This is a genomic window from Tabrizicola sp. (assembly GCF_036781545.1).
Classification (GTDB): Bacteria; Pseudomonadota; Alphaproteobacteria; order Rhodobacterales; family Rhodobacteraceae; genus Tabrizicola.
Genome location: NZ_DAIQAT010000056.1, coordinates 1 through 19,072, shown reverse-complemented (window position 1 = coordinate 19,072; position 19,072 = coordinate 1). Strand labels below are relative to the sequence as shown.

General features: G+C 66.9%; 19 protein-coding genes. 10 read left to right on the top strand and 9 right to left on the bottom strand.

Annotated elements, in window-relative coordinates; translation table 11 throughout:
* The first annotated feature begins 2 nt into the window (after positions 1-2).
* From ctrA to V7Q39_RS10630, 4 genes are all read left to right on the top strand, one after another.
* Positions 3-653 (top strand): response regulator transcription factor CtrA, encoded by a 651-nt coding sequence (gene ctrA, locus V7Q39_RS10645; protein WP_333816545.1) that lies wholly within the window; start codon positions 3-5, stop codon positions 651-653.
* Positions 654-707: 54 nt separating this feature from the next.
* Positions 708-2,825 (top strand): NAD-dependent DNA ligase LigA, encoded by a 2,118-nt coding sequence (gene ligA, locus V7Q39_RS10640; protein WP_333816544.1) that lies wholly within the window; start codon positions 708-710, stop codon positions 2,823-2,825.
* Positions 2,822-4,906, top strand: coding sequence for an ATP-dependent DNA helicase RecG (gene recG / locus V7Q39_RS10635; RefSeq protein WP_333816543.1), 2,085 nt, complete (start codon positions 2,822-2,824; stop codon positions 4,904-4,906). Before ligA ends, recG begins: the two co-directional genes overlap by 4 nt.
* A 98-nt stretch (positions 4,907-5,004) precedes the next feature.
* Positions 5,005-5,127, top strand: a complete 123-nt coding sequence (locus tag V7Q39_RS10630) for a hypothetical protein (RefSeq protein WP_333816542.1) — start codon at positions 5,005-5,007, stop codon at positions 5,125-5,127.
* A gap of 117 nt (positions 5,128-5,244) precedes the next feature.
* Here V7Q39_RS10630 and V7Q39_RS10625 read toward each other — a convergent pair whose 3' ends face one another.
* Positions 5,245-5,688, bottom strand: a complete 444-nt coding sequence (locus V7Q39_RS10625) for an iron-sulfur cluster assembly scaffold protein (RefSeq protein WP_333816541.1) — start codon at positions 5,686-5,688, stop codon at positions 5,245-5,247.
* Positions 5,689-5,749: 61 nt separating this feature from the next.
* On the opposite strand from V7Q39_RS10625, the gene hisI reads away from it, so the two are divergent.
* Positions 5,750-6,121: a phosphoribosyl-AMP cyclohydrolase gene (hisI, locus tag V7Q39_RS10620; protein WP_333816540.1), complete on the top strand. Its 372-nt coding sequence runs from the start codon at positions 5,750-5,752 to the stop codon at positions 6,119-6,121.
* Between the two features lie 35 nt (positions 6,122-6,156).
* Here hisI and gluQRS read toward each other — a convergent pair whose 3' ends face one another.
* From gluQRS to gyrA, 5 genes are all read right to left on the bottom strand, one after another.
* Positions 6,157-6,999, bottom strand: a complete 843-nt coding sequence (gene gluQRS / locus V7Q39_RS10615; protein ID WP_333816539.1) for a tRNA glutamyl-Q(34) synthetase GluQRS — start codon at positions 6,997-6,999, stop codon at positions 6,157-6,159.
* Between the two features lie 100 nt (positions 7,000-7,099).
* On the bottom strand, positions 7,100-8,431 hold the full coding sequence (gene trmFO, locus V7Q39_RS10610; protein ID WP_333816538.1) for a methylenetetrahydrofolate--tRNA-(uracil(54)-C(5))-methyltransferase (FADH(2)-oxidizing) TrmFO: 1,332 nt from the start codon (positions 8,429-8,431) through the stop codon (positions 7,100-7,102).
* A 65-nt stretch (positions 8,432-8,496) separates the two neighbouring features.
* Positions 8,497-8,715 (bottom strand): hypothetical protein, encoded by a 219-nt coding sequence (locus tag V7Q39_RS10605; protein WP_333816537.1) that lies wholly within the window; start codon positions 8,713-8,715, stop codon positions 8,497-8,499.
* A 76-nt stretch (positions 8,716-8,791) separates the two neighbouring features.
* Positions 8,792-8,941, bottom strand: a complete 150-nt coding sequence (locus V7Q39_RS10600; RefSeq protein ID WP_333816536.1) for a hypothetical protein — start codon at positions 8,939-8,941, stop codon at positions 8,792-8,794.
* Positions 8,941-11,652, bottom strand: coding sequence for a DNA gyrase subunit A (gene gyrA / locus V7Q39_RS10595; RefSeq protein ID WP_333816535.1), 2,712 nt, complete (start codon positions 11,650-11,652; stop codon positions 8,941-8,943). Before gyrA ends, V7Q39_RS10600 begins: the two co-directional genes overlap by 1 nt.
* Positions 11,653-11,845: 193 nt before the next feature.
* On the opposite strand from gyrA, the gene V7Q39_RS10590 reads away from it, so the two are divergent.
* Positions 11,846-12,115, top strand: coding sequence for an usg protein (locus V7Q39_RS10590; protein WP_333816534.1), 270 nt, complete (start codon positions 11,846-11,848; stop codon positions 12,113-12,115).
* A gap of 194 nt (positions 12,116-12,309) precedes the next feature.
* On the opposite strand, the gene rocF is transcribed toward V7Q39_RS10590, so the two are convergent.
* Together rocF and V7Q39_RS10580 are read right to left on the bottom strand one after the other, a co-directional pair.
* Positions 12,310-13,233: an arginase gene (gene rocF / locus V7Q39_RS10585; RefSeq protein WP_333816533.1), complete on the bottom strand. Its 924-nt coding sequence runs from the start codon at positions 13,231-13,233 to the stop codon at positions 12,310-12,312.
* Between the two features lie 16 nt (positions 13,234-13,249).
* The gene (locus V7Q39_RS10580; protein ID WP_333816532.1) at positions 13,250-13,915 is read right to left on the bottom strand and encodes a class I SAM-dependent methyltransferase; all 666 of its coding nucleotides are present in this window, start codon (positions 13,913-13,915) and stop codon (positions 13,250-13,252) included.
* Positions 13,916-14,178: 263 nt separating this feature from the next.
* Between V7Q39_RS10580 and V7Q39_RS10575 the strand changes: the two genes are divergently transcribed.
* The 4 genes from V7Q39_RS10575 to V7Q39_RS10560 all read left to right on the top strand — a co-directional run bounded on the left by V7Q39_RS10575 (position 14,179) and on the right by V7Q39_RS10560 (position 18,777).
* A complete protein-coding gene (locus V7Q39_RS10575) occupies positions 14,179-16,149 on the top strand; it encodes a heme lyase CcmF/NrfE family subunit (RefSeq protein ID WP_333816531.1) in 1,971 nt (656 codons plus the stop codon).
* Positions 16,146-16,619 carry a cytochrome c-type biogenesis protein gene (locus V7Q39_RS10570; RefSeq protein WP_333816530.1) on the top strand — a complete coding sequence of 158 codons (474 nt, stop codon included), beginning with the start codon at positions 16,146-16,148 and terminating at the stop codon, positions 16,617-16,619. The genes V7Q39_RS10575 and V7Q39_RS10570 overlap by 4 nt, the downstream gene beginning before the upstream one ends.
* Positions 16,620-16,729: 110 nt before the next feature.
* Entirely contained in the window at positions 16,730-17,500 is a 771-nt protein-coding gene (locus V7Q39_RS10565) for an enoyl-CoA hydratase-related protein (protein WP_333816529.1), read from the top strand.
* Positions 17,501-17,565: 65 nt separating this feature from the next.
* Positions 17,566-18,777, top strand: coding sequence for a cyclopropane-fatty-acyl-phospholipid synthase family protein (locus V7Q39_RS10560; RefSeq protein WP_333816528.1), 1,212 nt, complete (start codon positions 17,566-17,568; stop codon positions 18,775-18,777).
* Here V7Q39_RS10560 and ilvN read toward each other — a convergent pair.
* The coding region (gene ilvN / locus V7Q39_RS10555; RefSeq protein ID WP_333816527.1) for an acetolactate synthase small subunit at positions 18,774-19,072 on the bottom strand (299 nt) is incomplete at its 5' end. The genes V7Q39_RS10560 and ilvN overlap by 4 nt on opposite strands.

Below are 19,072 nucleotides of genomic sequence, written 5' to 3'. Positions count from 1 at the left end.
TGCTGACCCATGCCAACCTGAACGTCTACTGCACGGACATGGGCGAAGACGGGATCGACCTGGCGAAGCTATACGATTACGACCTGATCCTCCTCGACCTGAACCTGCCGGACATGAGCGGGCACGAGGTCCTGCGCCAGATCCGACAGTCGCGGGTGGAAACCCCGATCCTGATCCTCTCCGGCGCGGATGATACGGAAAACAAACTGAAAGGCTTCGGTTTTGGCGCTGACGACTACCTGACCAAGCCCTTCCACCGCGAGGAACTGGTGGCGCGCATCCATGCGATCATCCGCCGGTCCAAGGGGCACAGCCAGTCGGTGATCAAGACCGGGCGGGTCTCGGTCAACCTTGATGCCAAGACGGTAGATGTCGAGGGCAAGGCGGTGCATCTGACCGGCAAGGAATACCAGATGCTGGAACTCCTGTCCCTGCGCAAGGGAACGACGCTGACCAAGGAAATGTTCCTGAACCATCTTTATGGCGGCATGGACGAGCCGGAATTGAAGATCATCGACGTTTTCATCTGCAAGCTGCGCAAGAAATTGGCCGAAGCCACCGGCGGCGACAATTACATCGAAACCGTCTGGGGCCGGGGCTATGTGCTGCGCGACCCTGCCGGCGGGCAGGCGCGGCTTGCGGCCAGCGCCTGACCTTTACTGTCGCGGGCCCGCCGCCTAACGTCGTCCGGCAGGATGGGGGCGGGCATGGTGGAGAAGGCGGTCGAGGCGTTGACGGAAGCCGAAGCGGGGGAGGAGCTGTCCCGCCTGGCCCAGGCCATCGCGGATGCCAACACCGCCTACCACACGCTCGACGCGCCCGAGATTTCGGATGCCGACTATGATGCGCTGAAGCGGCGGAATGCCGCCATCGAGGCGCGGTTCCCCGGTCTGAAGCGGGCGGATTCGCCCAGCGACCAGGTCGGTGCGGCCGTGGCCGAGGGATTCGGCAAGGTCACGCACCGGGTGCGGATGCTGTCCTTGGAAAATGCCTTCGCGGTAGAGGAGGTGGCCGAGTTCGACGACCGGGTGCGCCGGTTCCTGGGCTTCACGGGAGAGGTGGCCTATACCGCCGAGCCGAAGATCGACGGGCTGTCGCTGTCACTGCGCTATGAAGGCGGGGTGCTGGTGCAGGCCGCGACCCGGGGCGATGGCGAGGTGGGCGAGAACGTCACCGAGAACGCGCGGACCATTGCCGACATCCCCCGGCGCCTGACCGGCGACGCGCCCCAGGTGCTGGAAGTGCGGGGCGAGGTCTACATGAGCCATGCCGATTTCGCGCGCCTGAACGAACGGCAGGCGGCGGCGGGTGACAAGACCTTCGCCAACCCCCGCAACGCCGCTGCCGGATCGCTGCGCCAGCTGGACGCGCGCATCACCGCCGCGCGGCCCCTGCGCTTCTTCGCCTATTCCTGGGGGGAACATTCCGCCCCGCTTGCCGCCACGCAGTTCGAAGCGATCCAGCGCCTCAAGTCTTTGGGATTCCATACAAATCCGCTGACCACCCTCTGCGCCGGTCCCGAGGAGATGCTGGCCCATTATGCCCTGATCGAGGCGCAGCGCGCGACGCTCGGCTATGACATCGACGGGGTGGTCTACAAGGTGAACGACCTTGCGCTTCAATCCCGGCTCGGCTTCCGCTCCTCGACCCCCCGCTGGGCCCTTGCCCACAAGTTCCCCGCCCAACTCGCCTGGACCGAGCTTCTGGGCATCGACATCCAGGTCGGCCGCACCGGCGCGCTCTCGCCCGTCGCGCGGCTGAAGCCGGTCACGGTGGGCGGCGTGGTGGTGAGCAATGCCACGCTCCACAACGAGGACTACATCGCCGGGCGCGACAGCCGGGGCGAGCAGATCCGGGGCGGCAAGGACATCCGCATTGGTGACTGGGTACAGGTCTATCGCGCCGGGGATGTGATCCCCAAGGTGGCCGATGTCGACCTGTCCTGCCGCAAGGATGGCGCGCAACCCTATGTCTTTCCAACGGAATGCCCGGAATGCCACAGCCCCGCCCACCGTGAGGAGGGCGATTCCGTCCGCCGCTGCACCGGCGGCCTGATCTGCCCGGCGCAGGCCGTCGAGCGGCTGAAGCATTTCGTCTCCCGCGCCGCCTTCGACATCGAGGGGCTGGGCGCGAAGCAGGTGGAGATGTTCTTCAGAGACGCCTCCCTGCCGGTGAAGACCCCCGCCGATATCTTCACCCTCGCCGCAAGGGACGCCGCCAACCCCCTGCAGAAGCTGAAGAATCGCGACGGTTTCGGCGAAGTGTCCGCCACCAAGCTTTTCGCTGCCATCGAACAGCGGCGGACGATTCCGCTGGACCGGCTGATCTTTTCCTTCGGCATCCGCCATGTCGGCGAAGTGGCGGCGGGGCTCTTGGCCCGGCACTATTCCAGCTGGGAGGCCTTCGAGGCCGCCGTGACCAACGCAACTCCCGGCAGCGCGGAATGGGACGAGCTGACCTCGATCAACGGGGTGGGCGCAGTCATGGCGCAAAGCCTGGTCGACGCCTTCCAGAACCCGGCGGAACGGGCCGCCATCGACGCGCTGGCCGCGCAGCTGACCATCCAGCCGGTTGCGGCGCGGGGGCAGGTGGACAGCCCCGTCGCGGGCAAGACCGTGGTCTTCACCGGCACGCTGGAGAAGATGACCCGCGCCGAGGCCAAGGCCCGCGCCGAGGCCTTGGGGGCCAAGGTCGCGGGCAGCGTCAGCGCGAAGACCGATCTGCTGATCGCCGGACCGGGGGCGGGGTCGAAGGCCAAGGAGGCGGAACGGCTGGGGGTCGAGACCATCGACGAGGATGCCTGGCTGCGGCTGATCGGCGGATGACCCGGCCCGAGGCCCTGTTTCCGCTCTTCGCCGGGCTGGAGACGCTGCCCGGCGTCGGCCCCAAGGCGGCGAAAGCCTTCGAGAGCCTGGGCGTCACGCGGCCGAAGGACCTGCTCTATCTGCTGCCGCATTCCGGGGTCGACCGCGCGCTGCGCCCCTCGGTGCGCGACGTGGTGCCGCCCGCGACCCTGACGGTCGAGGTGGAGATCGACCAGCATGTGCCGCCGCGCCGGAAGGGCGGCCCCTACCGGGTGCATGTCCGCGACCGCAAGGTCGAGTTCCTGCTGGTCTATTTCCACGCCCGCGCCGAGGCGCTGGCGAAGCTTTTGCCCACCGGCCAGCGCAGGCTCGTCTCCGGCAAGGTCGAGCTTTTCGACGGCATCGCCCAGATGGTCCACCCCGACCATGTCCTGCGGGTCGAGGAAGCGCGGGAGATCCCGGCGTATGAGCCGGTCTATCCGCTGGCGGCGGGCCTGACGCAAAGGCTGGTCGGCAAGGCGGCGCAGGCCGCGCTGACGCGGCTGCCGGAAGAGGCGGAGTGGATCGACCCTGCCCTGATGGCGCGTGAGGGCTGGCCGGACTGGTCATCGGCGCTGAAGGCCGCGCATGGGCCGGACGGACCGGGGGCGCTGGCCTTCACCCATCCGGTGCGCCAGCGGCTGGCCTATGACGAGCTTTTCGCGCACCAGTTGACCCTGTCGATCGCCCGGTCCCGCCTGCGCCGGGGCAAGGGCGTGGTGACGGAAGGCACTGGAGCTTTGCGTGCCAAGGTATTGCAAAGCCTGCCTTATGACCCGACCGCCGCCCAGTCCCGCGCGGTGGCGGAGATCGCCGCCGACATGGCCCAGCCCCTGCGGATGAACCGGCTTCTGCAGGGCGACGTGGGGGCGGGGAAGACCTTGGTGGCCTTCCAGGCGCTGCTCATCGCGGTGGAGGCCGGGGGCCAGGGCGTGATGATGGCGCCGACCGAAATCCTCGCCCGCCAGCATTTCGAAGGTCTTGCGCCGCTCGCCCGTGCCGCCGGGGTGCGTCTGGAGCTTCTCACGGGACGCGACCGGGGGGCGGACCGCGCGATGAAACTGGAAGACCTGGCGATGGGACGGATCCCGATCCTGGTCGGTACCCATGCGGTCTTCCAGAAGGATGTGGAATTCAAGGACTTGCGCGTCGCGGTGGTGGATGAGCAGCACCGCTTCGGCGTGGCGCAGCGGATGGAACTGGGCGCCAAGGGCGCCGCGGTGGACGTGCTGGTGATGACCGCGACGCCGATTCCCCGGTCGCTGGCGCTGGCGACGCATGGCGACATGGATGTCTCGGTGCTGGATGAAAAGCCTGCAGGCCGCAAGCCGATCCGCACCGCCATGGTCTCGGTCGAGCGGCTGGACGAGGTGGTCGAGCATCTGCGCAAGGCAGTGGCCGAGGGGCGGCAGGCCTATTGGGTCTGCCCGCTGGTCGAGGAATCCGAGGTGGTCGACTATGCCAGCGCCGAAGAACGCTTCCGCTCGCTGCGCGCCGCTTTGGGCGACCGGGTGGGGCTCGTCCACGGCCAGATGCCCCCGGCCGAGAAGGATGCCGCGATGGCGCGCTTCGTGGCCGGGGAGACATCGGTGCTGGTGGCGACCACGGTGATCGAGGTGGGGGTGAACGTGCCCAACGCCACGATCATGGTCATCGAGCAGGCGGAGAGCTTCGGTCTGGCGCAGCTGCACCAGCTGCGGGGTCGGGTGGGGCGAGGCGAGGCGGCCTCGACCTGTCTCCTGATGTACCAGCCGCCGCTGAACGAGACCGGCGCCCGTCGGCTGACCACGATCCGCGACACGGAAGACGGCTTCCGCATCGCCGAGGAAGATCTGGCGATGCGGGGCGCAGGCGACCTGATCGGCACCGCCCAATCCGGCCTGCCGCGCTTCCGGGTGGCCGACCTGGAACGGCAGGCGAGCCTGATGGCTCTGGCGCAAAGCGATGCGCGCAAGCTTCTGGTCGATGATCCGGACCTTTCCAGGGCACGTGGCAAGGCCGCGCAGATGCTGTTGTGGCTGATGGACCAGGACCGGGCGCTGCGCCTGATGGGCGTGGGTTGAGGGGTAGAATCGCGCTTCGTTCACGAATGTTCTTAAAAAGTTCTTTACAGGGCGTTGAGGATGTGAGAACAATCCGGCAACAGATCATGGAGAACGCGATGAAAGACGCCATGAAGACCCTGCTGAGCCACAGCCCGAAAGGCGTAATGGAGGATCTGGTCGGGCTCGCCGCGCTGTTCGTGATCCTCTTCGCCGTGCTGTCGCTGCCCGGCCTGACTTAAGGTTTCTGCCCCGCGCTCTGTCCCCCAAGGGTGACGGTCCGCCTTGCCTGGCCCACCGTCCGCCATACCAGACGCGCCACTGCCGCCGCCATCCCTTTGGATGTGCGGCGGTTTTTTCTAGGCTGCAGCCTGCGCGGCCTCCATCGCCTCGCAGACCGCTTCCAGCGCCAGCAGGATCGAGGCGTGCCGGTTCTTGTAGTCGCGGGCGGGCAGCAGGACTTCGTAGCCCTGGAACGGCGCGGCGGGGACCGGGCCGCCCTCTTTCAGCATGGCTCGCAGGGCGTCGCGGGCGGCTTGCAGCTCGGGGAGCGTCCGGCCGATCACCACCTCTCCCAGAACGGCCGCCGAGGCCTGGCCCAGAGCGCAGGCCTTCACGTCCTGGGCGAAACCGGCGATGCGGCCGTCCTCCACCACCACATCCGCCGTCACCGTCGACCCGCAGAGGGGAGAGCGCCGCCGCGCCGTGCCCTGCGGGGCGGGAAGCCGCCCGAGATGCGGGATCCCGGCGGCGAGGCCCAGGATGCGGGTCGAGTAGAGCTTGATCAGGTCGCTGTCGCTCATGGCGTTTCCTTGCGTTCCCGCATATGTAGACCCGCGCCGCCCGCCTGCCAAGGAGAAGCCCATGCCCTTCGATCCGGCCACACTGACCTATGATGCGGCGGGGCTCATTCCCTGCGTGGCGCAGGATGCGGCGTCGGGCGAGGTGTTGATGCTCGCCTGGATGAACGCAGCCTCGGTTGTGGCGACCCTGGAGACCGGGCGCGTCACCTACTGGTCCCGGTCGCGGGGGGCCTTCTGGGTGAAAGGGGAGACCTCGGGGCATCACCAGCGGCTGGTGGAACTGCGGCTGGACTGTGACCGGGACTGCCTCTTGGCGCTGGTTGAGCAGGAGGGGCCGGCCTGCCATACCGGGCGGAGGTCCTGCTTCTATACGGCGGTCCGGGGCGGCGAGGAGGTGGAGATCATGGCGCCTGTCCACGCGCGGGCACCTTGAGCGGTGCTGGAAAATCAAGGGCTTGTCCGCGGACGTTAACGATCTGGTAACCCGACCATGCGGCGGATGTCGGCAGGCGTCGCCCCCTCGGCCCGGTATTTCGACAGCGCGCGGGCATCGTCCCGCTTGGCGAGCCGTTTGCCCTGATCGTCGCGGATCAGGTGGTGGTGGTGGTAGATGGGCGTCGGCAGGCCGAGGAGATGCTGGAGGATCACCTGCACCGGGGTGAAGTCGAACAGGTCCTCGCCGCGGATCACATGGGTCACGCCCTGATCGGCATCGTCGAAGGCCGAGGCGAGGAAATAGGCGACGATGTCCTCGCCCTTGCGGGAGAGAACCACATCGCCGATCTGGCGCTGCGCCTGGTCCGGGTCGATGCGGTGACGGCCCGCATGGGTGGGGCCGGTTTCGGTGAAGCCGAGGTCAGCCGCGAGCGCTCGCAGGGCGGCGGCGAGGTCCAGTCGCAGTGCATCGCCTGGCAGGCGGCTGGCCATCGGTCGGCCTCGGCAGGTGCCGGGATAGACGTTGAAGGCCACCCCCTCCTGCGGGGCGACAAGGGCGGCGCGGATGTCGGAACGGGTGCAGGAGCAGGGATAGAGGAGGCCCGTCGCGACCAGGGGCTCCAGCCGGGCGTTGTAGGCGGCGATATGTTGGGACTGGCGGTGGATCGGGCCGTCCCAGGCAAGACCAAGCCAGGCGAGATCGCTCTGGATCAGTTCGTCGTATTCGGGTTTCGAGCGTTCTAGATCGGTGTCTTCCATCCTGAGCAGGAACCTGCCGCCCGCAGCCCGCGCCATGTCATGCGCAAGGATCGCGGAATAGGCGTGGCCGAGATGCAGGGGGCCGGTCGGGCTGGGGGCGAAGCGGGTTACGAACATGCGACCCGGTCCCGGGCCTCACCCGGGACCTCTCCTGTCCATGCGGGTTGATGGCGAGGCCCCGGATCAAGTCCGGGGCGGGGTTTCCCCCGGGGGCCGGTCAGGCGTTCAGCCATGCGGTGAAGGCCTCTTTCGCCCGGTCGGTATAGGCCTTGTAGCGGTCGTGCCGACCCCGGCGGCCACCCTTGGCGTCGATCGGGGGGAAGAGGCCGAAGTTCACGTTCATCGGCTGGAAGGTTTTCGCCTCGGCCCCGCCGGTGATATGGGTGACAAGCGCTCCCATCGCGGTTTCCGGGGGCGGCGGCGGAAGCGCGCGCCCGAGAAGATCGTGCGCGGCCATTTGTCCGGCCAGGAGGCCAATGGCGGCGGATTCGACATAGCCCTCGACTCCGGTGATCTGGCCTGCGAAGCGTATATACGGGCGCGATTTCAGCCGCATCTGCGCGTCCAGCAGCGTGGGCGAGTTGATGAAGGTGTTCCGGTGGATACCGCCAAGCCGGGCGAAACTGGCATTCCCCAGCCCTGGAATCAGCTTGAAAACAGCGGTTTGCGCGCCGTATTTCATCTTTGTCTGGAAACCGACGATATTGTGCAGCGTCCCGAGCTTGTTGTCGCGGCGAAGTTGCACCACGGCATAGGGCTTCACGTCCGGCTGATGGGCGTTGGTCAGGCCCACCGGCTTCATCGGCCCGTGGCGCAGCGTCTCGCGCCCACGGTCCGCCATCACTTCGATGGGGAGGCAGCCGTCGAAATAGCCCGCCGTTTCGCCCTCGTGGAACTCGGTCTTCTCGGCGGCGAGGAGCGCGTCGATGAAGGCTTCGTACTGGTCGCGGGTCATCGGGCAGTTGATATAGGCGCGTCTCTCGTCCTCGGTCTCGCCCTTGTCATAGCGGCTTTGCAGCCAGGCGACCGACATGTCTATACTATCTGTATATACAATCGGCGCGATGGCATCGAAGAAGGCGAGCGCCTCGGCCCCGGTTGCGGCACGGATGCTTGCTGCCAGCGCAGGGCTGGTCAGCGGGCCGGTGGCGATGATCCAGTTTCCGGATGAGGGAAGTTCGGTAACTTCTTCATAGGACGTTGAAATCAGCGGATGCGATTTCAGGCGTTCGGTCACGGCAGCGGCGAAGGGGTCACGGTCGACAGCCAGCGCGCCGCCTGCCGGAAGCCGGTGTTTCTGTGCCATCTCCATCACCAGACTGCCCGCCTGCCGCATCTCCCAATGGATCAGGCCGACGGCGTTGCGTTCGTGATCGTCGGAGCGGAAGGAGTTGGAGCAGACCATCTCGGCGAAGTCGCCGGTGCGGTGGGCGAAGGTGCCCACCTTGGGCCGCATCTCGTGCAGGACAACGGGAACGCCAAGGTTCGCGGCGGCCCAGGCGGCTTCGGAGCCCGCCATGCCGCCGCCGATGATGTGAAGCTGTTCCATGCGGGCGATGTAGCTTTGCGGGGCTGGCGTTGCAAGGAGGGGCGCTGCCCCTCGCGCTGGCGCGCTCACCCCGGGATATTTGCGGACAGAAAATTCGCCTGGCGTTCGGATTCGATTTCGGCGGGCGTCAGCGGGCGACCAAGGGCGGCGGCCTTGAGGAAGAATCCGGGGGCGGGATGGCCATCCGGCGAAAGGCGCTGGCGGAGGAGGGCGGCGCGGAAGGGTTTTCCCTGGGCCGCGTCCTCCTCCATCAGGGCTTCGAGGTCGCGCGTAAGGTCGGCCATGCGCAAACCCAGCGCGCGCGCGAGGTCGCCGTAGGTGATGGTTTCCCCGGCGAACGCGAGGGCCGCGAGGCGGGTTTCAAGGCTTGCGCTGTTCAAGGGCGGTAGCGATGCGTTCGAGAAGGTCGTTCTGGCGCTGTCGCTGAGCGGTCACCTTTCGGCTCATGACGGCCATCACAACGGGCATCGCAGCGATTGCGACGACATAGACCCAGCTCGTCCAGTGCATCATTCCTCTCCCTGATCCGCCACGCGGGCGACCGACACCACTTCCTCATCCGCTGCCACGGCGAAGACGCGGACGCCGCCCGCCGAGCGCGAGCGGAAGCTGACCTGCTCCACCGGGGTGCGGATCGACTGGCCGGTCGAGGTGGCGAGCATGATCTGGTCGGAAAGGTCGACCGGGAAGGAGGCGATGATGCGGCCGCCCCTCGGCCCCGGCGAGATCGCCTTGACGCCCATGCCCCCGCGGCCCCGCACCGGGTAGTCGTGGCTGGAGGAGAGCTTGCCCGAGCCGCCCTTGGTGACGGTCAGGATCAGATCCTCGGCCGCTGACATCTGAGCGTAGCGCTCGGGGGAAAGCTGGCCTGCGGCGACAGTTTCCTCTTCATCGTCGGCCTCGTCCTCGGTGATCCCGGCCATCAGGCGGCGCTGTTTCAGGTAGGCGGCGCGTTCCTCGGGCGTGGCCTCGAAATGGCGGATGATCGACATGCTGACGACATGGTCGCCCTCGGCCAGCCGGATGCCGCGGACGCCGGTCGAGCCGCGCGACTTGAAGACGCGGATCTCGGTGGTGGAGAAGCGGATGGCGCGGCCCGCCTCGGTCACCAGCATGATGTCGTCGTTCTCGTCGGCGATGGCGGCGTTCACCAGCGTGATGCCCTCGGGCAGGCGCATCGCGATCTTGCCGTTGCGCATGACGTTGGTGAAGTCGCTCAGATCGTTCTGCCGCACGTCGCCGTCCGAGGTGGCGAAGACGATCTGCAGGTTGCCCCAGTCTTCCTCGGGCACGTCCACGGGCATCAGCGCGGCGATGGAGATGCCACTTTGAATGGGCAGGATGTTGACCAGAGCCTTGCCCTTGGCGGTGCGGCCCGCGAGCGGCAGGCGCCAGGTCTTCAGCTTGTAGACCATGCCGTCGGTTGTGAAGAACAAAAGCCAAGTATGCGTATTCGCGACGAAAAGCGTGGTGACGACATCGTCGTCCTTGGTCTGCATCGAGGCCAGGCCCTTGCCACCACGGTTCTGGGCGCGGAATTCGGCCAGGGAGGTGCGCTTGATGTAGCCGCCCGAGGTGATGGTGACGACCATGTCCTCGCGCTCGATCAGGTCCTCGTCCTCCATGTCGCCGGACCAGTCGGTGATCTCGGTGCGGCGGGGGACGGCGAAGAGGGCCTTCACCTCGCGGAGTTCGTCCGAGATGATCGCCATGATCCGGTCGCGGCTGCCAAGGATGTCGAGGAAATCCTTGATCCTGGCGGCCAGTTCCTCCAGCTCGTCGGTGATTTCCTTGACCCCCATCGCGGTGAGGCGTTGCAGCCGCAGGTCAAGGATCGCGCGGGCCTGCGCTTCGGAGAGGTTGTAGGTCCCGTCGTCATTGATCGTGTGCGAGGGATCGTCGATCAGGCGGATATACGCGGCGATGTCATGGGCGGGCCAGCGGCGGGTCATCAGCTTCTCGCGGGCCTCTGCCGGGTCGGCGGAGGCGCGGATCGTGGCGACAACCTCGTCGACGTTGGAGACCGCGACGGCGAGGCCGCACAGGATGTGGCTGCGCTCGCGCGCCTTGCGAAGCTCAAAGGCAGTGCGGCGGGCAACAACTTCCTCTCGGAAGGTAATGAAATGGCTGAGAAAATCACGGAGGGTCAGCTGCTCGGGCCGCCCGCCGTTCAAGGCCAGCATGTTGCAGCCGAAACTGATCTGCATGGTCGAGAACCGGAAGAGCTGGTTCAGCACCACGTCGGGCGTCGCGTCGCGTTTCAGCTCGATCACCACGCGGACGCCGATCCGGTCGGATTCATCCGCGATCCCGGCGATACCCTCGACCCGCTTCTCGCGCACCAGTTCGGCGATCTTCTCGATCATCGTCGCCTTGTTGACCTGATAGGGCACCTCGTCGATGACGATGGCCCAGCGGTCCTTGCGGATTTCCTCGATATGGGTCTTGGAACGGATGATGACCGAGCCGCGCCCCTCAAGATAGGCCTTGCGCGCGCCGGAGCGGCCGAGGATCTGGCCGCCGGTCGGAAAGTCGGGGGCGGGGATGATCTCCATCAGCGCTTCCATGCTGATGTCGGGGTTCTCGATCATGGCGAGGGTGCCGTCGATCACCTCGCCCAGGTTGTGCGGCGGGATGTTGGTGGCCATGCCGACCGCGATGCCGCCCGCGCCGTTGACCAGCATGTTCGGGAAGCGGGCAGGCAGGACGGTGGGCTCCTTGTCCTTGCCGTCGTAGTTGTCCTGAAAGTCCACCGTTTCCTTGTCGATGTCCGACAGAAGAAAGGCGGCAGGCTTGTCCATCCGGACTTCGGTATAGCGCATCGCGGCGGCGTTATCGCCATCCATCGAGCCGAAGTTGCCCTGCCCATCCAGCAGTTTCAGCGACATGCTGAACGGCTGCGCCATGCGGACCAGCGCGTCATAGATCGCAGAGTCACCGTGGGGGTGGTATTTCCCCATCGTGTCGCCGACCGGCCGGGCCGATTTGCGATAGGACTTGTCATGCGTGTTGCCGCTTTCGTGCATCGCAAAGAGGATGCGGCGGTGGACGGGTTTCAGCCCGTCGCGCAGGTCGGGGATCGCACGGCTTACGATCACGCTCATCGCATAGTCGAGATAAGCGGTCTTCATCTCGGCCGAGATGTCGACCTGGGGGCCATGCCAGCTGGGGCGCTCCGGGCTTTCTTCTTTCTTGTCAGTCTCTTCCGGGGTATCGGCCATGAGGGCGCGCGCCTTCCTTGCGGGATCAAGATTTAGCAGGCGGGAAGATACACCATCCCAGCTATGGGGTGCAATGGCGGCTGCGGCCAGAGCTGGCAGCCATCAGTGTCGAATGACAAAATATTGTTTTCATTGATTTTTATAATGGGCGTGGCATGATTCTTTGGCAAGGTCCCGGAAAAGGAGGATCGGAATGATCGGGCAAGAGACGGAACTGATGCTGAAGGGCTACGGGTTGACCACGGCAGAGCTTTACTACCGGATGCCGGATTATCGCAATGTTCTCAACAGCTTCATCTGGCAGGAGTATGATCTGGCCCCGGATTACCCCGCGCTTTTCCGCTTCATCGAGTTCTGGCAGGAAAAGATCGAGGGGCCGCTGCATTCGGTACGCTTCACCCATCGCAAGCTGATCGCGCCGGGAGAGTGGCGCAATGTGGTGGGGGAGTTCCGGCTTCACTAACTCGCAACGGCCGCGAGGCATGGCACAGACCGGGGGCGGGTCTCCGACGTCGACGACCCCCCTTCGGTTGGAAACAATCCGCACATTCAGGTCAGGGTTGTGGCGAGCGTATTTACAACGAATCTACGGCGTGTATATACAAACGCAAGATGTTTGAAGCTGACCCCGGCAGCCGACAAGATAAGGGGTCGATGCTATTTCGACCGCGTCGGACGGTCGAACACCTTTTTCCCCATCAGGCTGCCGACAAGATCGACCATCAGCCGCGCGGTCATGCCCCGGTCGTCGAGGAAGGGGTTCAACTCCACCAAATCCAGCGAGGTGACGAGGCCGGATTCGTGCAGGAGCTCCATCACCAGATGCGCCTCACGGAAGGTCGCGCCGCCGGGAACGGTGGTGCCGACGGCGGGGGCGATGGAAGGGTCCAGGAAATCCACGTCGAGGCTGACATGCAGCATCCCGCCCTCGCTGCGGACCAGATCGAGGAATTCGCGCAGAGGGGCGACGAGGCCACGTTCGTCGATCACCCGCATGTCGTTGATGAAGATGTCGCGTTCCTGCATCGCGGCCTGTTCGGCCGGATCGACCGAGCGGATACCGAACATGCAGATGCGGTGGGCGGGGACGGCAAGGGGGAAGGGCGGAAAGGCGTCGAACCCCTCGCGGCCCGCGATATAGGCCAGGGGCGTGCCGTGCAGGTTGCCGGAGCTGGTGGTGAGCGGCGTATGGAAATCGGAATGCGCGTCGAGCCAGAGAAGGAACAGCGGGCGGTTCTGGCGCGCGGCGAAGGCGGCGGCTCCGGCAGCGGAGCCAAGGGCAAGCGAATGGTCGCCGCCGAGGATAATCGGAAAGCCGCCCTGGCTGAGGGCGGCGTCGACCCGGTCCATCAACAGCGCGGCCCAGGCGACGGTTTCGGAAAGATCGTGCACGACAGGATTCGGGCAGGTGACGTCGGGCAGATCGGAAAGTGCAAGGTCGCCCCAATCCTCGACGGCATGACCCTCGGCGGAAATCTCATGCGCAAGGCCCGCGACGCGGTAGGCGGCAGGCCCCATCAGGCAGCCCGCGCGTTTCTGCCCGCTGTCGATGGGGGCGCCGATCAACATGATGCGGGTCATCGCAATCCTTTCTGTCTCAGGCGGCGGGAACGGCGCGGGGGGCTGTCTGTGTCGCTTTCCCGGCAACCTCTGCCTGCGGGACCTTAGCGACGGTGGCCACGAAATGCAGCGAGCGGTCGAAGACCAGCCCGAAGGGCGCCGGATAGATGCCCAGGCTCTGCTCCCAGCGCAGGGGCGCCACGCCGAGGCGGGCGAAGATCGCGGTCCATTCGGCGCGCGTCAGGTAGTTGTAGGGCAGGCGGACATCATGGCCACGGTTGCCGACCCAGTCCATCAGGCGCAGCGTGGGCCCGGCCAGGAGACCCTCGCGCAGGTGGTCCTTGATCACCACGCCGCGTCGGGCGACACGGACGCATTCGGCCAGCACGGCGGCGGGATCGTCGGTATGGTGCAGCACGTCGCAGATGGTGACCCAGTCGAAGGCGCCGTCCGGGAAAGGGATCGTCTGGCCGTCGTAGACCTGGGCCGGAATGGCGACGCTGGGGCGCAGGAAGACGTCGATGCCCTGGAAGCTGGTCTTCGGGTTCAGCTGCATGACGGCCTGGGCGAGTGTGCCGTCGCCACAGCCAACATCGAGGACGCTGCCCCCGGGCAGCTGGTCGGCGATATGTCCGGCCAGGACGCGGATGCGGCGGCCGAAGACCATCCGGGCGTGAAGCGCGTTCAGCGCCTGTTTGGTCATGTCGCACCTCTGGAGCGAGTGTCGGCGGGGGCAGACCTGAAATTGCCAGTCATGGCGTCAAACTCTCTTTTCCTGCGAGGCAGGTTCCTTGGTCCAGCCGCCTCTCCGCACGGTCGGGCGAGACTAGCATCATGCCCAGGCCCATACCAGCCTTCGGCGGGTGGCTGGCGAGGGGTCCAGGAAAGGGGGCGCGGCGGAAGGGCGCAGGGCTTTCGCCCGCCTGCCGGGAGGCCTATCATGGGCGCAACGACAGGAGCATCCGGATGATCGTCGAACTTGGGCATTTCGCGCTGATCCTGGCGCTGATGGTGGCGGTGGTGCAGGCCACGCTGCCGATGTGGGGGGCGCATGTCGGCGACCGGCGGCTCATGGCGCTGGCGGGGCCGGCGGCGGGGCTACAGCTGCTGCTCATCGGCGGGTCCTTCGCGGCGCTGACCTGGGCCTTTGTCGTCTCGGATTTCTCGCTGGCGGTAGTGGTGTCGAACTCGCACACGCTGAAGCCGATGCTGTACAAGGTGAGCGGGGTCTGGGGGAACCATGAGGGCTCGCTCCTTCTCTGGGTGCTGATCCTGGCGATCTACGGGGCGGCGGTGGCGGCGTTCGGGGGCGGGCTGCCGGTGCGGCTGAAGGCGCGGGTGTTGGCGGTGCAGGGGCTGATCGGGGTGGCGTTCATGGCCTTCCTCCTGATCACCTCGAACCCGTTCTGGCGGCTGGCGATGCCCCCCCTGGACGGCGAGGACCTGAACCCGCTGTTGCAGGACCCCGGCTTGGCCTTCCATCCGCCGTTCCTGTATCTCGGCTATGTCGGGCTTTCGATGGCGTTTTCCTTCGCGGTGGCCGCGCTGATCGAGGGCCGGGTCGATGCCGCCTGGGGGCGCTGGGTGCGGCCCTGGACGCTGGCGGCCTGGATCTTCCTGACCATCGGCATCGCGCTGGGGTCGTGGTGGGCCTATTACGAGCTGGGCTGGGGCGGGTTCTGGTTCTGGGACCCGGTGGAGAATGCAAGCTTCATGCCCTGGCTGCTGGCGGCGGCGCTGTTGCATTCCTCGATCGTGGTGGAGAAGCGGGAAAGCCTGAAGGCCTGGACGATCCTGCTTGCGATCATGGCCTTCGGGTTCAGCCTGATCGGCACCTTCATCGTGCGGTCGGGGGTGATCACTTCGGTCCATGCCTTCGCCAACGACCCGGAGCGGGGGATCTTCATCCTGATGATCCTGGGCTTCTTCACCGGCGGCGCGCTGATGCTGTTCGCGGCCCGCGCCGGGGCGATGGAGGCGCGCGGGGTCTTCGCCCTGGTCAGCCGGGAAAGCGCGCTGGTGGCGAACAACATCCTTCTGTCGGTCGCGGCGCTGGTGGTGTTCATCGGGACGATCTGGCCGCTGGTCGGGCAGATGTTGCTCGGGCGCGATCTAAGCGTGGGCGAGCCTTTCTTCAACGCGGCCTTCACGCCCTTCATGGTGGCGCTGGCGCTGATCCTGCCGCCGGGGGCGATGCTGGCGTGGAAGCGGGGCTCCATCGGGCGGTCCTTGCGGGGGCTGCTGCCGGTTCTGGTGCTGTCGGTCGCGCTGGGGTGTCTGGCCTTCGCCATGCAGACCGGGCAGTCGGCGCTGGGGCCGGTGGGGCTGGCGCTGGGGGCCTGGGTGGTCTTCGGGGCGCTGGCCGACCTTTGGGCGCGGACCGGGCGCGGCGAGATTTCGGGGCGGCTGGCCCGGCTCACCCGGCTGCCCCGGGCGGACTGGGGCAAGGCTACGGCGCATCTGGGGCTGGGGGTGACGATCTTCGCCGTCGCGGCGATGCATTCCTGGAAGGTCGAGGACATCCGGGTGGTGCGGCTGGGGGAAAGCTTCCCCTTGGGCGCCTACGAGGTGCGGTTGGACCGGGTCGACGAGGTGCAGGGGCCGAACTACACCTCGACGATGGGCCGGATGACGGTGACGAAGGGCGGGGCGCTGGTGGCGGTGCTGAAACCCGAGAAGCGGATCTATCCGGTGGCGGGGATGCCGACGACCGAAGCCGCCATCGATTTCGGCTTCACGCGCGACCTGTATCTGGTGCTGGGCGACCGGCAGAAGGACGGCGGCTGGGCGGTCAGGAGCTACATCGAGCCCTTCGCCAACTGGCTGTGGGGCGGGGCGCTGCTGATGGCGCTGGGGGGCGGGCTGTCGCTGAGCGACCGGCGCTACCGGGTGGCCGCGGGCGCGCGGCGGGTGCCGGTCGGGGTGCCGGCGGAATGAGATGGTTTGGAAAAGGCGGTGCGTGCAAGCACGCACCCTACGTTTTCGCCCTGTTCCTCGCGGTTGCGCCCGCTTGGGCGGTGCAGCCGGACGAGATGCTCGCCGATCCGGCACTGGAAGCCCGCGCCCGCACGATCAGCCACGACATCCGCTGCCCGGTCTGCCAGGGCGAGACGATCGACGATTCGAATGCCCCCATCGCCCGCGATCTGCGGATCATCATCCGCGAGCGGCTGGTGGCGGGGGACAGCGACGCGCAGGTGGTGGACTACATCGTCGCCCGCTATGGCGAGGGGGTGCTGTTCAACCCGCCCGCCAAGGGGGTGAACCTGGTGCTGTGGCTGGCCGGCCCCGCGCTTCTTCTGGCGGGCATCGCGGTGGCGGTGACGGCGGGACGCCGCCGCAAGGGGACCGAGGTTACGCTGTCGGCAGAGGAAGAGGCGCGGCTGCGCGAGATATTGAAGGAATGACCGAGTGGTGGGTTGCACCCACCCTACATTCGACCGCCCCGTGACGTGGCGTTCGTCTTGGCGTCGGCTGCCCTCTGGTTAGGGTGGCCGGAAACGCGGGAGGGCGGCGCATGGGCGATCTGGTCACGGTCGAGGTCGAGGGCGGTATCCATCGGATCACGATGAACCGGCCCGAGGTGATGAACGCGCTGAACCGCGCCATGCGCGCCGACCTGCTGGCCGCCTTGCGGGCGGGCCATTCCGCCCGGGTCATCGTGCTGACGGCGACGGGGCGCGGCTTCTGCTCGGGGCAGGACCTGTCGGACGCGCAAGGGCTGGATGCCACGGGCTTCGAGACGATCCTGAACGAGGAATATGTCCCGATGATCCGCGCGATCACCGAAGCGCCGGTGCCGGTCATCGCGGCGGTGAACGGGGCGGCGGTCGGGGCAGGGGCCAACCTCGCGCTGGCCTGCGATCTGGTGATCGCCTGCGAAAGCGCGGTCTTCATCCAGGCCTTCACCCGGATCGGCCTGATCCCGGATGCGGGCGGCACCAGCTTCCTGCCGCGCCGGGTGGGCCTGCAACGGGCGATGGGTGCGGCGCTTCTGGCGGAGCCCGTCAGCGCCCGGCAGGCCGAAAGCTGGGGCATGATCTGGGAAGCGGTGCCCGACGACCGCTTCGCCGAGGTGGTGGCGGCGCGGGCGGCGAAGCTGGCGGCCGGGCCGACCGGGGCCTATGCCGCGCTGAAGCAGGCGCTGCGCGGGGCTTTCGACCAATCGCTCGAAACGCAACTGGCGCTGGAGGCCCGGCTGCAGGGCAGCTGCGGGGAAAGCGCCGACTTCCGCGAAGGGGTCGCCGCCTTTCTGGAAAAGCGCCCGCCGCAATTTCGGGGCGCCTGAGGAACCGATCCTGTCGTCCGGCGTTAGGGCTCTGGGGCCGTGTCCGGAGGTGGGGAGGGTCTGCAATGATCTGGGACGATATTCTGGCAACCGTGCTGCGCCGGGGCGTGCGCGACGGCGCGCTTGACCTGACGCTGGCCGACGGCTCGACCCGACATTTCGGTCCGGGCGGCGCACCGGAAGTCGCAGTTACCCTGCACGATCCCGACCTGCCGCGGAAGTTCCTGATGCGGCCGGATCTGGCCATGGGCGAGGCCTATATGGACGGGCGGCTGACGCTGCGCGACGACGACATCCGCAGCCTGATCACCTTCGCATTGCGCAATGTCCGGGGTCGCAAGCTGCCCGTGCCGCTTCCGCAGCTGGCCGCGCTCTGGGCCTGGGCGAAATCCTGGGCGATCTGGAACCGTCTGGGCGTCGCGCAACGCAATGTGGCGCATCACTACGACATCTCGCCCGAGCTCTACGGCCTCTTCCTCGGCGAGACCAAGCAATACACCTGCGCCTATTTCCGCCGTCCCGAGATGACGCTGGACGAGGCGCAGACCGCGAAGATGGCACATATTGGCGCGAAGCTTCTGCTGAAGCCGGGGATGCGCGTTCTCGACATCGGCTGCGGCTTCGGCACTCTGGCGCTGACGCTGGCGCGCGATCACGGGGTGCACGTGACCGGCATCACGCTGTCCCAGGTGCAGCTGGCCGAGGCACGGCAAAGGGCGCGCGAGGCGGGGCTGGAGGGCCAGGTGGAGTTCCGCCTGCAGGATTATCGCCGCGTGACCGAGCGTTTCGACCGCGTGGTCTCGGTCGGCATGATGGAGCATGTCGGCCTGCCGCATCTGCGCACCTATTTCCAGAAGGTCGCCGACCTGATGCCCGAGGATGGCGTGGCGCTGATCCATTACATCGGGCGCTGGTCGCCGCCGAACACCATCTCGCCCTGGTTCAACAAATACATCTTCCCCGGTGCCTATTGCCCCACGATCAGCCAAGCGATGCGGGTGGTCGAGAAGACCGGGCTGATCCTGTCCGACCTCGAGGTCTGGCGCGGGCATTACGAGCGCACGCTGCAGGAATGGCTGAAGCGTTTCGACCGCAACATCGACCGGGTGCGCCAGTTGCAGGATGACCGCTTCGTGCGGATGTGGCGCTACTACCTGCAATCGGCCGAACTGAGCTTTTCCGAGGCCTATCTGGTGATCCACCAGCTGCAACTGGCCAAGGCGCGCGGCACCGTGCCGATGACGCGCGACTACCTGTATCCGGCGCGGAACAGCTAGGCGCCGCGCTTCAGACCCGCGACGCCGGTGCGCGCGATCTCGACCAGGCCCAGCGGGCGCATCAGCTCGGCAAAGGCGTCGATCTTCTCGGGCGTCCCGGTCATCTCGAAGACGAAGCTTTCCAGCGTCGAATCGACCACGTTCGCGCGGAAGATTTCGGCCAGGCGCAGCGCCTCGATCCGGTGCTCGCCCTTGCCCTGGACCTTGATCAGCGCCAGTTCGCGCTGGACCGACGGACCCTCGGCGGTCAGGTCCTGAACGGCATGGACCGGGACCATGCGGGAAAGCTGCGCCT

Excerpts from the sequence above, each read along its gene's own strand:
- gyrA (WP_333816535.1), bottom strand. The coding sequence starts at position 11,652 with ATGGCCGATACCCCGGAAGAGACTGACAAGAAAGAAGAAAGCCCGGAG.
- recG (WP_333816543.1), top strand. The coding sequence starts at position 2,822 with ATGACCCGGCCCGAGGCCCTGTTTCCGCTCTTCGCCGGGCTGGAGACG.
- V7Q39_RS10625 (WP_333816541.1), bottom strand. The coding sequence starts at position 5,688 with ATGAGCGACAGCGACCTGATCAAGCTCTACTCGACCCGCATCCTGGGC.
- V7Q39_RS10605 (WP_333816537.1), bottom strand. The coding sequence starts at position 8,715 with ATGGCCGACCTTACGCGCGACCTCGAAGCCCTGATGGAGGAGGACGCG.
- V7Q39_RS10560 (WP_333816528.1), top strand. The coding sequence starts at position 17,566 with ATGATCTGGGACGATATTCTGGCAACCGTGCTGCGCCGGGGCGTGCGC.
- V7Q39_RS10580 (WP_333816532.1), bottom strand. The coding sequence starts at position 13,915 with ATGACCAAACAGGCGCTGAACGCGCTTCACGCCCGGATGGTCTTCGGC.
- V7Q39_RS10630 (WP_333816542.1), top strand. The coding sequence starts at position 5,005 with ATGAAAGACGCCATGAAGACCCTGCTGAGCCACAGCCCGAAAGGCGTA.
- V7Q39_RS10565 (WP_333816529.1), top strand. The coding sequence starts at position 16,730 with ATGGGCGATCTGGTCACGGTCGAGGTCGAGGGCGGTATCCATCGGATC.
- V7Q39_RS10590 (WP_333816534.1), top strand. The coding sequence starts at position 11,846 with ATGATCGGGCAAGAGACGGAACTGATGCTGAAGGGCTACGGGTTGACC.
- gluQRS (WP_333816539.1), bottom strand. The coding sequence starts at position 6,999 with ATGTTCGTAACCCGCTTCGCCCCCAGCCCGACCGGCCCCCTGCATCTC.
- trmFO (WP_333816538.1), bottom strand. The coding sequence starts at position 8,431 with ATGGAACAGCTTCACATCATCGGCGGCGGCATGGCGGGCTCCGAAGCC.
- rocF (WP_333816533.1), bottom strand. The coding sequence starts at position 13,233 with ATGACCCGCATCATGTTGATCGGCGCCCCCATCGACAGCGGGCAGAAA.
- hisI (WP_333816540.1), top strand. The coding sequence starts at position 5,750 with ATGCCCTTCGATCCGGCCACACTGACCTATGATGCGGCGGGGCTCATT.
- V7Q39_RS10575 (WP_333816531.1), top strand. The coding sequence starts at position 14,179 with ATGATCGTCGAACTTGGGCATTTCGCGCTGATCCTGGCGCTGATGGTG.
- V7Q39_RS10570 (WP_333816530.1), top strand. The coding sequence starts at position 16,146 with ATGAGATGGTTTGGAAAAGGCGGTGCGTGCAAGCACGCACCCTACGTT.
- ligA (WP_333816544.1), top strand. The coding sequence starts at position 708 with ATGGTGGAGAAGGCGGTCGAGGCGTTGACGGAAGCCGAAGCGGGGGAG.
- V7Q39_RS10600 (WP_333816536.1), bottom strand. The coding sequence starts at position 8,941 with ATGCACTGGACGAGCTGGGTCTATGTCGTCGCAATCGCTGCGATGCCC.